Annotated in this window: 13 protein-coding genes; 6 read left to right on the top strand and 7 right to left on the bottom strand. The window is 69.3% G+C overall.

Annotation, left to right across the window (positions count from 1 at the left end):
* Nucleotides 1-223: 223 nt before the first annotated feature.
* On the bottom strand, nucleotides 224-553 hold the full coding sequence (locus tag ADBZ9K_RS24605) for a hypothetical protein (RefSeq protein WP_526624866.1): 330 nt from the start codon (nucleotides 551-553) through the stop codon (nucleotides 224-226).
* Between the two features lie 16 nt (nucleotides 554-569).
* Here ADBZ9K_RS24605 and ADBZ9K_RS24600 point away from each other — a divergent pair, with 16 nt between their 5' ends.
* The 3 genes from ADBZ9K_RS24600 to ADBZ9K_RS24590 all read left to right on the top strand — a co-directional run bounded on the left by ADBZ9K_RS24600 (nucleotide 570) and on the right by ADBZ9K_RS24590 (nucleotide 5085).
* Nucleotides 570-3434, top strand: a complete 2865-nt coding sequence (locus tag ADBZ9K_RS24600) for a hypothetical protein (protein ID WP_526624865.1) — start codon at nucleotides 570-572, stop codon at nucleotides 3432-3434.
* Nucleotides 3435-3505: 71 nt separating this feature from the next.
* Nucleotides 3506-4684, top strand: coding sequence for a lysylphosphatidylglycerol synthase transmembrane domain-containing protein (locus ADBZ9K_RS24595; RefSeq protein WP_526624864.1), 1179 nt, complete (start codon nucleotides 3506-3508; stop codon nucleotides 4682-4684).
* Nucleotides 4685-4707: 23 nt separating this feature from the next.
* Nucleotides 4708-5085 carry a DUF3054 family protein gene (locus tag ADBZ9K_RS24590; RefSeq protein ID WP_526624863.1) on the top strand — a complete coding sequence of 126 codons (378 nt, stop codon included), beginning with the start codon at nucleotides 4708-4710 and terminating at the stop codon, nucleotides 5083-5085.
* Here the strand turns inward: ADBZ9K_RS24590 and ADBZ9K_RS24585 are convergent.
* The 4 genes from ADBZ9K_RS24585 to ADBZ9K_RS24570 all read right to left on the bottom strand — a co-directional run bounded on the left by ADBZ9K_RS24585 (nucleotide 5082) and on the right by ADBZ9K_RS24570 (nucleotide 8223).
* Nucleotides 5082-6416, bottom strand: a complete 1335-nt coding sequence (locus ADBZ9K_RS24585; RefSeq protein WP_526624862.1) for a sensor histidine kinase — start codon at nucleotides 6414-6416, stop codon at nucleotides 5082-5084. The genes ADBZ9K_RS24590 and ADBZ9K_RS24585 overlap by 4 nt on opposite strands.
* 7 nt (nucleotides 6417-6423) lie before the next feature.
* On the bottom strand, nucleotides 6424-7092 hold the full coding sequence (locus ADBZ9K_RS24580) for a response regulator transcription factor (protein WP_526624861.1): 669 nt from the start codon (nucleotides 7090-7092) through the stop codon (nucleotides 6424-6426).
* A 57-nt stretch (nucleotides 7093-7149) separates the two neighbouring features.
* The gene (locus tag ADBZ9K_RS24575; protein ID WP_526624860.1) at nucleotides 7150-7521 is read right to left on the bottom strand and encodes a hemophore-related protein; all 372 of its coding nucleotides are present in this window, start codon (nucleotides 7519-7521) and stop codon (nucleotides 7150-7152) included.
* A gap of 168 nt (nucleotides 7522-7689) precedes the next feature.
* A complete protein-coding gene (locus tag ADBZ9K_RS24570) occupies nucleotides 7690-8223 on the bottom strand; it encodes a hemophore (protein ID WP_526624859.1) in 534 nt (177 codons plus the stop codon).
* 269 nt (nucleotides 8224-8492) lie between these two features.
* On the opposite strand from ADBZ9K_RS24570, the gene ADBZ9K_RS24565 reads away from it, so the two are divergent.
* Genes ADBZ9K_RS24565 through ADBZ9K_RS24555 form a run of 3 tightly spaced genes read left to right on the top strand, consistent with a single transcriptional unit; the run spans nucleotide 8493 to nucleotide 12367 of the window.
* Nucleotides 8493-11438 (top strand): MMPL family transporter, encoded by a 2946-nt coding sequence (locus ADBZ9K_RS24565; protein ID WP_526624858.1) that lies wholly within the window; start codon nucleotides 8493-8495, stop codon nucleotides 11436-11438.
* The gene (locus ADBZ9K_RS24560) at nucleotides 11435-11938 is read left to right on the top strand and encodes an XRE family transcriptional regulator (RefSeq protein WP_526624857.1); all 504 of its coding nucleotides are present in this window, start codon (nucleotides 11435-11437) and stop codon (nucleotides 11936-11938) included. The genes ADBZ9K_RS24565 and ADBZ9K_RS24560 overlap by 4 nt, the downstream gene beginning before the upstream one ends.
* A 6-nt stretch (nucleotides 11939-11944) precedes the next feature.
* A complete protein-coding gene (locus ADBZ9K_RS24555) occupies nucleotides 11945-12367 on the top strand; it encodes a CoA-binding protein (RefSeq protein ID WP_526624856.1) in 423 nt (140 codons plus the stop codon).
* On the opposite strand, the gene ADBZ9K_RS24550 is transcribed toward ADBZ9K_RS24555, so the two are convergent.
* Together ADBZ9K_RS24550 and ADBZ9K_RS24545 are read right to left on the bottom strand one after the other, a co-directional pair.
* Entirely contained in the window at nucleotides 12354-13043 is a 690-nt protein-coding gene (locus tag ADBZ9K_RS24550; protein WP_526624855.1) for a hypothetical protein, read from the bottom strand. The two genes, ADBZ9K_RS24555 and ADBZ9K_RS24550, sit on opposite strands and share 14 nt — an antisense overlap.
* Nucleotides 13040-13630 (bottom strand): hypothetical protein, encoded by a 591-nt coding sequence (locus tag ADBZ9K_RS24545; protein ID WP_526624854.1) that lies wholly within the window; start codon nucleotides 13628-13630, stop codon nucleotides 13040-13042. Before ADBZ9K_RS24545 ends, ADBZ9K_RS24550 begins: the two co-directional genes overlap by 4 nt.
* Between the last annotated feature and the right edge of the window lie 50 nt (nucleotides 13631-13680).

Here is a 13680-nt window from a genome sequence, read left to right as displayed (position 1 = left end):
ATCAACGACGGCTATGGACGGCCGCGCAAATTAAACTTATAGTCTGTTTTGCCGGGGTGGCCTGGGTCATACCGTCGGCCGTTCCGGTTGAGTTCGATCCCAAGCGGGGGGAATTGGTGATGGATACTGCTGTCTCGAGAACCGCTCACGTCGGTGGGCGTTGCGGTAGCACAACGAAGAGCGGCATGCAGCTGAGCCGGGTCGAGTTTGGCCTTGCTGCACTTCATAAGTCGCAGGCATGGACCTGGCTCGGCGCGTCGGCGATCGCGCTGGGGGTCGGCGCTGCCGTCGCGTCGATGCCGGTGGCATCGGCTGACACCGCCGGGGCGGACGGGTCGAAAGGACCCTCGGCATCGAGCAGTTCGTCCACGGCTGGTCCGTCCAGGACGACCGGACACACGGCATCGTCGAAGGCAGCCAAGACGGCACGATCAGCAAACAATGACTTGAGTTCGCCCGCAAAGCGGTCGGCGACCTCGGGTAAGAAGACATCAGAGGTCGCTGCGAGCGCCTCTGCCACCAACAGCGCCGACGCGGCGGTCGCGACATCCACCCCGGCGGCTGCCTCGGTGAAGGCGACCGCGAAGCTTTCGACTTTCACGCCCCCCACTCCAGAGGCCGTCATCCGGATCTTTGTTGGCGACGGGACCGCGGAGAACCCCAATGCCGGAATACTGGCCGGGAACGGTTACTCCTGGACCGCGGAGACCTGCACGGCGGGCACCGCCTGTAACGGCGGCAACAGCGGCATCTTCGGCAACGGCGGCGACGGCTTCAACGGCGGCAACGGCGGCAGCGCGGGCTGGTTCGGAAACGGCGGTGCCGGCGGTGCCGGGGTGGCGGGTGTCAACGCCGGTAACGGCGGTAACGGCGGCCGCGGCGGCTTGATCGCGGGCAACGGTGGCGACGGTGGTGCGGGCGCCACGGTAGCGGCCGGTTCCACGGGTGGTCGCGGAGGCTCGGCGGGACTGGCCGGCAATGGGGGCGCCGGCGGCACTGGCGGCGCCGCTACCGGCGACTACGAGGGCGGGACAGGCGGTCGCGGCGGCACCGGAGGCCTTTTCCTGGGCAGCGGCGGCGACGGTGGCGCCGGCGGGTCAGCGATCTACATCGGACAGACCGGTGGAATCGGAGGCAGCGGCGGCGACACCGGACTGTTCACGTTCTGGGGTACCGCCCCCGATGGCGGCGTCAGCGGCGGTAACGGTGGCGCCGGCGGGGCCGGCAGCTTCGGTGGCCGAGGCGGTAACGGTGGCAACGGCGGGGCGTTCTCGCTGTTGGCATTCGGGGGTGACGGCGGCGCCGGCGGCAACAGCCCGGCAAAGGGTGCACTCGACGACGCCCACGGCGGCAACGGCGGCAACGGCGGCAACGGCGGCCTGTGGGCCGGCAGCGCCGGCGATGGCGGAATCGGCGGCGTCGGCGGCGGTGACGGTGGCAACGGCGGCAACGTCGGGCTGTTGTCGTTCTTCGGCGCCGGCGGCGAGGGCGGCGACGGCGGCAACGGCCAAGCCGGCTACGACGGCATCAACGGCGCAGACCCGGGCAAGAATCCTCTCTACAGCATCGACGGCACAGCGGGATTCGCCGGCGGCATGGGAGGAAGCGGCGGCCGAGGCGGCAACGGCAGCGTGGTCATCGGCACCGGCGGTAACGGCGGAAGTGGTGGCCAGGGCGGCCAGGGCGGCCAGGGCGGCAAGGGGTATTCCCCCGACGACGACACCATCGACTCGGGCATCGACGGAGGCTACGGAGGCGCGGGCGGTCCCGGCGGTGCCGGTGGCGCGGCCGGTGGCGCTGGCGGCGCGGGCCGATTCCTGTTGTTCTTCGCGTCCAACGGATCTGACGGCGGCAGCGGTCAAGGCGGGGTCGGGGGCAAGGGCGGCGCCGGCGGTAACGGGTGGACGTCTTCGGATGGAACGACCGGCGGTACCGGCGGCAACGGCGGTGTGGGCGGGAACGGTGCGACAGGTGGCCAAGGCGCAGACGGCGGCAACGGCGGCAACGGCGGGGCCGGTGGCTCCGGCGGGGCCGGCTCAGTTCGGGGCGGCAACGGCGGCGTCGGCGGCAACGGCGGCAACGGCGGGGCCAGCGGAACCGGCGGTGGCAGGGGTGGCGCAGGTGGCAGGGGTAACGATGGCGGAAACGGCGGCAACAGCACCGACGCCGACCCCGCCGGCAACGGTGGCAATGGTGGCAACGGTGGCAACGGCGGCGATGGCTTTGTGGGGGGTCAGGGCGGCGCGTTCGGCGGCGGAGGCGTCGGCGGACTAGGTGGTTTCAGCCCCGGGGAAGACGGTGTTAACGGCGATAGCGGTGAGGACGGCTCCTCCACCGGCAGCGCAGCATCGGCTGCCGCCGTACGTGCGTCAGCCCAACCGATCAATCCCCAAGCAATCCTAGAAGAGCTCGGTCGTCAGATTGGGTACCTGTTCTTCAATCGCGCACCCAGCGTCAGCTTCCAGGTGGGCGGCCAGGAGGGCAAAACCAAGCAGATCGTCGTGATCGCAGACGGATACGGCAACAACGGGTACGGGGTTACCTACACCATCACAGGGCAGCCGAAATACGGCACAGTGGTCGCTGGTGAAGAACCGGGGACTTTCATCTATACACCGAACCTAGCGCTCGTCAAACCAGGCGTCGTCGACAGCTTCAGCATCACCGTCAACAACGGAACACAAGCCAAGCTGCCGGGGCTCGCCGGCGTGGTGCAAGGTCTGCTGCATTCGTTGGCCATCATGCTCGGTTCGGCCAAAGCCGACTCCGTCGAGAAGCCGGTGGTCGTCACGGTCCAGGGCACCAGCATCTATGGCGACGCAACAGCCGCCAGCAAGTTCTGGGTGAGCCAGAGTTACTCCAACTGCCAACTGCAGGCTGCGGCGTCAGCGACGTATCAGGCTCTTGGCCTGAAGCCGCCCGACAACGCCGAGCAGATCTGGGTGGATTGGGCCAAGACGACCCCTAGCGTCGCGCGGCCCGGCGACACGATGTATCTCGACGAGAACACCGCAGAAGGGATCGCGCTCGCCGACGCCGTCGCACTCATGCAGGCCCACTTCAACGTGACCGTGGAGCAACCGTCCTACGAAGCCACCCAGGCCGGCGGTGAGGAAGCACTCGCCGACGTGCAAGCAGCCCTCGCCGAGGGCAAGGCCGTGATGGTGGCCTATCCCGTCGCGATCGTCTGGAGCGCCGTGGCTGGCTTCACTCCGGAGCCCGACACGCTGTACAACCAGTCTGATCACGCCGCGACCGTCACCGAGGTCGACCTGGTCCACGGTCTCGTCTACGTCAACGACAGTTCGATGACGCAAAACAATGTGTCGATCGGCAAAGCCAAGGCCATCCCGATCGGGGTGTTCATGTCCGGTTGGCAAGCCTCCGGTTATGAGACGGCGATCGTATCGAAGAACACCGCACAGTCGGCCTGACCCAACCGCACACCCGACATCCCGCGGCGGAATCCGTCGCGGGATGTCGTGCACCGTTACCCTGAACGGCGATGTCCCACGACGCGCCGGTGAACACCGCCCGCGAGGAACACGACCCCCCGGTGCACGGGAAATGGTGGTGGGTCCGCTGGGCGGTGCTCGGCGTCGCGGTGATCGTGCTCGCCATCGAGGCCACCCTGGTCTGGGATCAGCTGGCCAAAGCCTGGATGAGCCTGGTGACGGCGAACTGGTGGTGGGTACTGGCCGCCGTCGTCGCCGCGACGGCATCCATGCACAGCTTCGCCCAGATCCAGCGCACTCTGCTGCGGTCGGCCGGCGTCATCGTTCACCAGTGGCGCTCCGAGGCGGCGTTCTACGCCGGCAACGCGTTGAGCACCACCATGCCCGGCGGCCCGGTGCTCTCGGCCACCTTTGTCTACCGCCAGCAGCGCAGCTGGGGCGCCTCCCCCGTCGTCGCCTCCTGGCAGCTGGTGATGTCGGGCGCGCTGCAGGTCGTCGGCCTCGCGCTGCTCGGTCTCGGCGGCGCATTCCTGTTGGGCGCCAAGAACAATCCGTTCTCGCTGCTGTTCACCCTCGGTGGGTTCATCGCCCTGCTGCTGCTCGCCCAGGCCGTCGCCACCCGGCCCGAACTGATCGACGGAATCGGCGTCAACGTGCTGGGGTGGGTCAACTCCGCCCGCGGTAAGCCCGCGGAGACCGGTCTGCACAAGTGGCGCGAAACCCTGACCCAGCTCGAATCGGTCAGCCTGAACCGCCGTGAGCTGGGCGTGGCGTTCAGCTGGTCGTTCTTCAACTGGGTCGCCGATGTGGCCTGCCTGGCCTTTGCCGCCTACGCCGCCGGCGGCAAGCCGTCCCTGGCCGGGTTAACCGTCGCCTATGCGGCCGCGCGCGCCGTCGGATCGATTCCGCTGATGCCCGGTGGCCTGCTGGTCGTGGAGGCCGTCCTGGTCCCGGGCCTGGTCTCCAGTGGGATGGCGCTGCCCGCCGCCATCTCGGCGATGCTGATCTACCGCCTGGTGAGCTGGATCTTCATCTCGGCGATCGGCTGGGTGGTGTTCTTCTTCATGTTCCGCACCGAGGGCGCCCTGGATCCTGACGCCGTCGTCGAGGAACTGGCCGGCGCCGATCCCGCGCTGGACAGCGGCCCGGCCGAGAACCCGGCCGACACCGCGCTGCAGGGGCCGGTGCCTCCGCCGTGCCCTGGACCCGAGGACGACGCCCGCCCCTGAGGGCACTGTGCTTGGATCCGAGCATGGCAGTTCCTACCGGCACCCGGCCCGCAGTCCTGGCACTCGCCGGCGACATCGTCTGTGTCATCGTGTTCTGCGCGATCGGGCGCCGCAGCCACGCCGAGGGAGTGACGGTGGCCGGAGTCGTCGAGACCGCGTGGCCGTTCCTGTCCGGCACCCTGCTGGGCTGGTTGCTCTCCCGTGGCTGGCGGGCGCCAACGGCGCTGGTCCCGACCGGCGTCACGGTGTGGATCGCCACCGTCGTGGTCGGAATGCTGTTGCGCAAGGCCAGCTCTCAAGGAGTGGCAGCAAGCTTCATCGTCGTCGCGTCGTTGGTGACCGCGCTGCTGCTGCTCGGCTGGCGCGCGGCGGCCGCGGTGACCCGCAAGCGCGCCGGCTAGACCGGCAGCACCCCGGCAGCGACGGGCTCGGGCGAGGTCGACACCGTCAGGGTGGCCCGCAATCCGCCGAGTGGACCGTCCGACAGCTCGATGTCGCCACCGTGCAGGATGGCCTGCTGGGCCACCAGCGCCAATCCCAGGCCCGATCCGCCGACCGAGGCGGTGCTACCACGTGCGAAGCGGCCCAACACCTTTCGGTGCTCCTCGGCCGGAAGCCCGCGACCATTGTCGTCGACGATGATGATCAGCTGCGGCTCGCGGCGGCGGGCGGTCAGCATGATGCGAGTGGCTGCGCCGTGGGTGATCGCGTTGCGCACCAGGTTGTCCACGGCCAGCCGCAGACCGGCCGGCCAGCCCCATACGGTGCCGGCGTCGTCGGCCTCAACGGTGATCTCGACCGCACCGGAGCGGTCGTTCTCCCGCGCGACCCGGTCGAGCATCTCGGCCACGTCGATCGGCTCGCGGTCCTCGGCGCGCGCCAGCTGCCCGGAAGCCAGCTGACCCAGCGCGGTGATGATCGCCTCGACGCGCCGTTGCGCCCGGGACAGGTCGGCGACCACCTCGGCCCGCTCGTCGGCCGGTAGATCGTGGATCCGCAACGTGTCCAGGTCGGCCCGCATCGCCGTCAGCGGGGTGCGCAGTTCATGGGCGGCGTTGGCCGCGAAATCCTGGGCGGCCTGAAGGGAATTCGTGGTCGCCGCCTGGGCGTCGGCCAGCCGGCGCAGCATCTCGGCCATCGCCTCCGAGAGATCCTCGGCCTCGCGGGCGCCGCGCACCGGGTCCATCTGGTCCGTTCCGGTACCCAGCCGCCTGGTCTGTTCGGTGAGCCGGCGCAGCGGCCGGATCGCCGTCCCGGCCAGCATCCACCCGAGGCCGGCGGCCACCAACACCGCCAGCCCGCCGGCCATGGCGTACAGCGGGATCCGGGCACGGCTGAGCAGGATGCTGTCGGCGCGGATGCCGATGGACACCAGGATGCCGCCGGCCTGCTCGACGGGCACGGTGCGCACCCGGTAGTCGACGCCATTGACGGTGACCGTGTCGACACCGACCGGCAGCGGCGGCAACTGGAAGCCGCGCTGGAACACCACCTGGCCGGTGGACCGCGACCGCCCGGTGGTCAGGACGCCGCGGGCCGGGTCCTGCAGCTGCTCGGGATACATGCTGGCGTCGACGATCGAGTCCAGCCGCCGATCCAGTTGCGCCTCATCATTGTTGGCCAACACGATCGAGGTCAGCCCGGCCAGCAGCGCCACCACGATGGCCGCCGCCAGGGCGGCGGCCAGGGCGACCCGGACGCGCAGCGACAGGCTCCGGCCCGGCCACGTCACGACCGGCTCACGGCTCCGAGCGCAGGACGTAGCCGATCCCGCGCACCGTGTGAATCACCCTCGGCACGCCCTCGCGTTCCAGCTTGCGTCGCAGATAGCTGATGAACACGTCGGCGACGTTGGTGTCGACGTCGAAGTCGTAACCCCACACCAGCTCGAGGAGCCGTTGCCGGGACAGCACGACACCGGAGTTCTCGGCCAGCACGGCCAGCAGGTCAAATTCGCGCTTGGTCAGCTCGACCCGGTCGCCGTTGACGAACACCAGCCGGCGCGCGGTGTCGATGGTCAGCGGTCCGATGGTGACCGCGTCGGAGCCCTCGTGGGAGTTCGCCGCCCGGCGCAGCAACGCATGCAGGCGCGCCACCAATTCACCCAGATCGAAGGGCTTGGTCAGATAGTCGTCGGCGCCGGCTTCCAGGCCGGCGATACGGTCGTTGACGGTGTCGCGCGCCGACAGCACGCAGATCGGAATGTCATTGCCCAGCGCGCGAAGCGCGGTCACCACTGCCACACCGTCCAGCTCGGGCATCTGAACGTCGAGGACGAGTGCGTCGTGGTTTTCACCCGCCAACATTCGCAACGCTTCCTTGCCGGTCGCCGCGACCCGGACATCGAACCCAGAGTGCCGCAATCCACGTGCGACCGAGGTCCGAACGTCCGGGTCGTCGTCGACCATCAAGACGGTGCGGCCGGCGCCTTCATGCGCGGGCTGCTGCCCTACCCGCACCGCGGATTAGGACGGGGGCAGATCGGGGTTACCGCCGCAGCGGTTCTTCAGGTCGACCAGCGGCTGGCGGATGCCCTGCAGCTCAGCCTTCACCGTCGGGTTGTAGTCGAGGTACTGCTTCACCTCGGTGCGGATGGTGTCGCGCGGGGCGCCTTCCAGACCGGTGAAGAATGCGTTGACGTCCGGGTGCGTGAACAGGTACACCGATGTCGAGGCGGATACACCTGCGGCCACCCCGGCGAGGTCGGCGGCGGTGCAGTTCGGCGGCGGATCGGCGAGCGCGGTCGGCGCCGCGGCAACCAGGATCGCGCCGGCGACAGCGCCCGTGCCGATCGCTCCGACGACTGCGCGACGGGCAAGACGGGCATTAAGCAACATGCTCGGACTCCTTAGCGTTTGGGAGAAGCCAGGCCAGTAACCATTACTGACAGAAGAAAGCTAAGCAGACTTGCTGCCGACTTTCGCGCCTTGAGCTTAACCAATCGTGAGAATGTTCCGAAGCAGCTGGTCAGGGCCGATCGGTGTGACGAACCGGGTCGAGGACGATCAGCGGGTGCTGAACGTGGCCGGGCCGGGTAGCGGGCCGCCGCCCGACGGGGTCTGGCTCCCGGCGACCGCCTGCGCCGGCGTCGCGCCGGGCAGGGCGCCGGATCCGGTGCCGGGCAGGCCGCCGCCTTGAGCCGACTGCAGCAGGCCGAGCAGCTGCGGCAGGCTAACCGGCAGTTTGCACTGGGCGGACAGGCCTGCCAGCGGCTGCTGGATGGTCTGCAGATCCTTACCGGCCTGGGGGTTGGCGTCGAAGTAACCCTTCAGCGCCGCGACCGTCTGCGGGCCGGCCTGCTGCTGGGAGATCGTCGTCAGCGCCTGGTTGGTCTGCGGGTGCGTGTCCAGGTAGGTGCCGGTGTTGGTGGCGACCGTTCCGATGGTCCTGGCGATCTGGCTGGCCGCGCAGGGATCCGGGGCGGCGGTGGCCGACGAGGACATCAGCGCGACGACGGCCACACCCCCGGCCGCGGTGACGGTGAGGGCGGCGCCGAGTCGGCGGCGAGCACCTCGAATCGACATGGTGGGCCAGCGCATGGGGACTCCTCCAGGTTCGCTCTGTGCCGGCCGCGCGCGCTCAGCGTCACTGCGGCACAGCTAGGTCCCCGACCCGGTAGATGGCCAGTGCACATCCTGCCATCCCCGGCCCGGCGGCTGCCACTTCAACGTCGGTAACGAAGACCTGATCGGGAGGTCTCAATCCAGCTAAGACCGCCGATTGCGGCAGGTCGACCCACAGCCATCTGCGGTAGGCTCGCAGCCACGCAATTCGGGGAGAATGCGGGGAGATCAACATCCAGCAGTTCATGATGCGCCTGAGCAGCAACCTGCGCAGATTCCGCTGGCTGGTGTTTTCCTGCTGGTTGCTGGCCCTCGTGCCGTCGGTGTATCTGGCCCTGACCCAGTCCAACCACCTCACCGGCGGCGGCTTCGACGTCGCAGGCTCGCAGTCGCTGCACGTGCAGTACCAGTTGGAGGATCACTTCCCCGAGCAGGGCGCCTCCCCGCTGGCGCTGGTGGCCGCGCCCCGTGCCGACGCCAGCTTTGAGGACATGAACGCCGCCGTCGCCCAGTTGGAGCAGACGGCCAAGCAGGTGCCCAGCGTCGTGGTGGTGCCCAACCCCGCCCAGCCGGCGCCCGCCCCCGACAAGCCCTACGTGGTGTCGCTGCGGCTGGACTTCAACAACACCGGCGCCGTCGACGTCGCCCGGCAGCTGCGGCAGAAGATCGGCGTGCAGGGCGATCAGCCGGGCCAGATCGACAACGGCCGGGTGCGGCTCTACGTCATCGGCCAGGGCGCGCTCGGCGCGGCGGCCCAGACCAGCACCAAACACGACATCGCCGAAGCCGAGCGGTGGAACCTTCCGATCGTCCTGATTGTTTTGCTAGCGGTGTTCGGCTCGCTGGCCGCCGCCGCGGTCCCGCTGGCGCTGGCGCTGTGCACCGTCGTGGTGACGATGGGCGTGGTCTATCTGCTCTCGACCGTCATGACCATGTCGGTGTTCGTGACGTCGACGGTGTCGATGTTCGGTATCGCGCTGGCCGTCGACTATTCGCTGTTCATCTTGATGCGGTTCCGGGAGGAACTGCGCGCCGGCCGCGACCCGCAGCAGGCGGCCGACGCTGCAATGGCCACCTCGGGCCTGGCGGTGTTGCTGTCGGGTCTGACCGTGATCGCCTCGCTGACCGGGATCTACCTGATCGACACCCCGGTGCTGCGCTCAATGGCCACCGGCGCGATTCTGGCGGTGGCGATCGCGGTTCTGACCTCGACGACGCTGACGCCGGCGGTGCTGGCCACCTTCGGGCGGTCGGTAGCCAAACGCTCGCCGATGCTGCAGTGGTCCCGGCGCGGGGAGGCGACCCAGTCCCGGTTCTGGACCCGCTGGGTCGGGGAAGTCATGCGCAGGCCGTGGCTGTCGGCGCTGATCGCGACGACGGTGTTGGTGCTGATGGCCGCGCCCGCGTTCTCGATGGTGCTCGGCAACAGCATGCAGCGGCAGTTCCCGTCCTCCCACGAGATCCGGGGTGGTGTGGCCGCGGCGGCCGAGGCACTGGGCCCCGGCGCATTGGGGCCGGTGCGGGTGCTGGTCACCTTCCCCGGCGGCGACGCCTCCGACCCGAAGAACGCCCCGGCCATCGAGGCCATCGGCACCGAGATGTCCAAGGCGCCCAACATCGTGTCGGTCTCCACACCGGCGTTCTCCGACAACAACACCAGCGCCCTGATCTCGGCGGTGCTGTCGGTGGACCCCGAGGACATCGGCGCGCGCAACACCATCGACTGGATGCGCACCCACCTGCCGAAGGTCCCGGCCGCCGCCGGCGCTGAGGTCGACGTCGGTGGTCCCACCGCCCTGATCAAGGACTTCGACGATCAGGTGTCGCACACCCAGCCGCTGGTCTTCGTCTTCGTCGCACTGATCGCCTTCGTGATGCTGCTGATCTCGGTGCGCTCGGTGTTCCTGGCGCTCAAGGGCGTGCTGATGACGGTGCTGTCGGTCGCCGCCGCCTACGGCAGCCTGGTGATGGTCTTCCAGTGGGGGTGGCTGGAGGGGTTGGGGTTCGAGCCGATCACCTCGATCGACAGCACCATTCCGCCGCTGGTGCTGGCCATGACATTCGGCTTGTCGATGGACTACGAGATCTTCCTGCTCACCCGGATCCGGGAGCGCTACCTGCAGGCCGGCGATACCCGCGACGCGGTGGCCTACGGCGTGGCCACCAGTGCGCGCACGATCACCAGCGCCGCGCTGATCATGATCGCGGTGTTCACCGGCTTCGCGTTCGCCGGCATGCCGCTGGTCGCCGAGCTCGGCGTGGCCTGCGCGGTGGCCATCGCCGTCGACGCCACCATCGTCCGGCTGGTGCTGGTGCCCGCACTGATGGCGATGTTCGACGAGTGGAACTGGTGGCTGCCCGCGTGGCTGGCCCGCATCCTGCCGTCGGTGGATTTCGAGAAGCCGCTGCCCAAGGTGGACCTCGGCGACCTGGTGGTCATCCCCGACGACATCTCGACGCTGGTGCCGCCGACCGCGGATCTGCGGATGGTGGTCAAGGGGGCCGCCCGGCTGAAGAACCTGGCCCCGGATGCGATCAGCGTCGCCGACCCGCTGGCGTTCAGCGGTTGCAGCGAGCTGACCGGCAGGGTCAAGGGCAGCGACGACGCCAACGCGCAGGGCCCGCAGCGGATCCCCGCGGGCGGCACGCAGACCGTCGAGCGCAGGCTGATTCGGGCCTATCGCAGCGCCCGAGCCACCACGACGCGACCGATCCACCCGGTCACGATGTGGCGCGGCCGCATCTCGATCGCCCTCGACGCCTTGGAGACCGAGGCCGACAGCGCACAACCCGCCGTCGCGCGGCTCAGCCCGGTGGAGACCACCAACGTGCAGCTGCCCACCGGCGACCGGTTGCAGATTCCGACCTGCGCCGAGACCTTGCGGCTGCAGGCCTACCTGATCATGTGCCGCAACTCCCACGCCGACTACGCCGAGTTCGCCGACCTGGTCGATGTGATGGATACCGAGGCCGCAGCGGTGGTACTCGCCGGGATGGACCGGTATTACTGTTCTGGGCAATCTAAGCCACAATGGGTGACGACCCAGTTGGTGCGCCGGCTCGCCGATCCCAATCCCTCCGACGTCGATGATGACGCCCGGTGGGCCGGGCCGGAGGGGGAAGCCGACTGGGAGAGGGTCAGGCAACGTTGCCTTGCGGTGGCGGTGGCGATCCTGGAGGAGGCGAGGTGACGTTGGCAGCGGACCCACGTCGCGACGCCGTACCCGCACCGGGCACCGACGCCTTCAACGACGACATCCGTCCCGTCGAGTTCTGGCCGACTGCCTCGATCCGGGCGGCGCTGGAGACCGGCGACATCACCATCTGGCAGCGCATCGTCGTGGCCATCAAACGCGATCCCTACGGCCGCACCGCCCGGCAGGTCGAAGAGGTGCTGGAACACGCCCAGCCCTACGGCATCTCCAAGGCCCTCTCCGAGGTGTTGATCCGGGCCCGCAACCACCTGGAGGCCAACGAACGTGCCGAGGCGGCGCGTCACGTGCGACTGCTGCTCGACCGCGCTGGTCTGGGTGAGCAGGAGTTCGCCTCCCGCATCGGGGTAGCGCCGGCCGATCTGAGCACCTACCTCGACGGCACGGTGAGCCCGCCGGCCTCGCTGATGATTCGGATGCGACGGCTCTCGGACCGGTTCGCCAAGATGCGCGCCCAGCGCACGTCGGACGGCTCCTGAGCCCCGGTGTCCGCTCCGGATTCGGCTGAGCTGACCCAGATCCTGCGCGACACTCGCACGGTGGCGGTGGTCGGTGCGTCGAACAATCCGGCCCGGCCCAGTTACGGGGTGTATGAGTATCTGGCCCAGTTCAGCGACTACGCGCTGTACCCGGTCAACCCCAACATCACCGAGATCGACGGAACACCGGTCTACCCGAGCCTGGCCGACCTGCCCGTGGTGCCCGACATGGTCGACGTGTTCCGCCGCTATGAGGATCTTCCCGCCGTCCTGGCCGACACCCTGGCACTGCACCCGCGTCCCCGCTACCTGTGGCTGCAGCAGGGGCTCTGGCACGAGCAGGTCGCCGAGCGTGCCGAGGCCGCCGGGGTGCGGGTGGTGATGGACCGCTGCCTGAAGGTCGACTACGCCCGGCTCATCGGGCGTTGATCGGGGCGATGTCGAGCACCTGCCAGCGGCCGTCCTGCTTGGCGAGCCCGATCCGCAACGCCAGCGTCGCGGTGCTCGGCGGCTGACCCGGCTGAGTCTGGGTGCCGCGCATCACCACCGCCACGCTGGCCGCCGACGGCCCGAGCGCCTCCAACCCCGCCGAGATGGTCTGCGCCCGCGCGGAGATGTTCTTCTTGGCCAGATCCGAGGTGGCTTTGCCGAACTCGTTCTTGAACGCGTCGGCACGCTCGGGCGCCATGAACGACGCGGCCCGATCGATCGACGAGGTCGGGTCGGCGGGGGTGAAGGTGGCGGTGGCCTCGGAGACCGCGGTGGCGATGCGGACCACGTCGGCGGAGTCCCGGGTGAAGTCCCGGTCGGGCTGGGTCCACCGGGTGTAGCCGACGACCACCGCCGCCACCAGCGCGGCGGTGGCCACCGCGACGACCGCCAGGCGCAGCCCCGGACCTTCGTCGTCGGTGCCCACGGTCACCGAATCACGCCGGTAGAGAACGAAATTGACAATGACGCCCTCGACGACGAGCAGGCCCAGCATCGAGCACACCGACACCCACCACAGTGGCCAGCCCAGCACCGTGCCGATGGCCAGCAGGGCTGCGATCGCGGCCAGCGGTGCGGCGATGTCGAACGCCAGGACCCGGGCCAGATTCCTCATCGCAGCGACTCCAGCCGCGAGATCATCAGCGTGCCGTCGACGTCGGAGACACCGAGGCGCAGGTTCCAGCGCACGGTCGTCGGCTTGCCGCCCGAGTTCTCGCTGACCGACGTGGCGATCACCAGCACCGAGTCGGTGCGGGCGGCCAGTTCGGGGGGCAGCGTCGCGGGCGCCGGCGGGCGCTGACCGGACTGGACGTCGAGATCGTGGTGGACGGTTTCGAAGGCCACCGACTCGATGCGTCCGGTGGTGCGCGCCTGCAGCGTCCTGACCACCTCGCGGTAGGGCTTGATCGAGGCCTCGAAGTCGGAGTTGAGCTCGCCCACGGTGCCTTCGCGCAACTTCTCCAGGCTGGTGTCGACGTTGTCGACGTTCATGTTGATCAGCACCCCGGTCCAGTCGGCGGCCGCCGCCATGACCCGGGTCTGATAGCCCCGTTCGACAGTGGAGCTGCGGTGCGCCGACCAGATCAGCCCACCCAGGACCAGTGCGACCACCGCGACCAGGCCCAGCACCGCCGAGCCGACGCCGTAGCCGGTGAGCACGCGCTGGGGCGCCTGGTCCACCGTGTCGTCCGCCTCGGGCATGCAGCGAGGCTACCGGGCGGTGATCGGCCCACCGACAGCCCGCCGACCGG

Origin of the sequence: Mycobacterium sp., from assembly GCF_965229265.1 — a bacterium.
Lineage (GTDB): Bacteria > Actinomycetota > Actinomycetes > Mycobacteriales > Mycobacteriaceae > Mycobacterium.
This window is presented reverse-complemented; position numbering and strand designations above follow the sequence as displayed.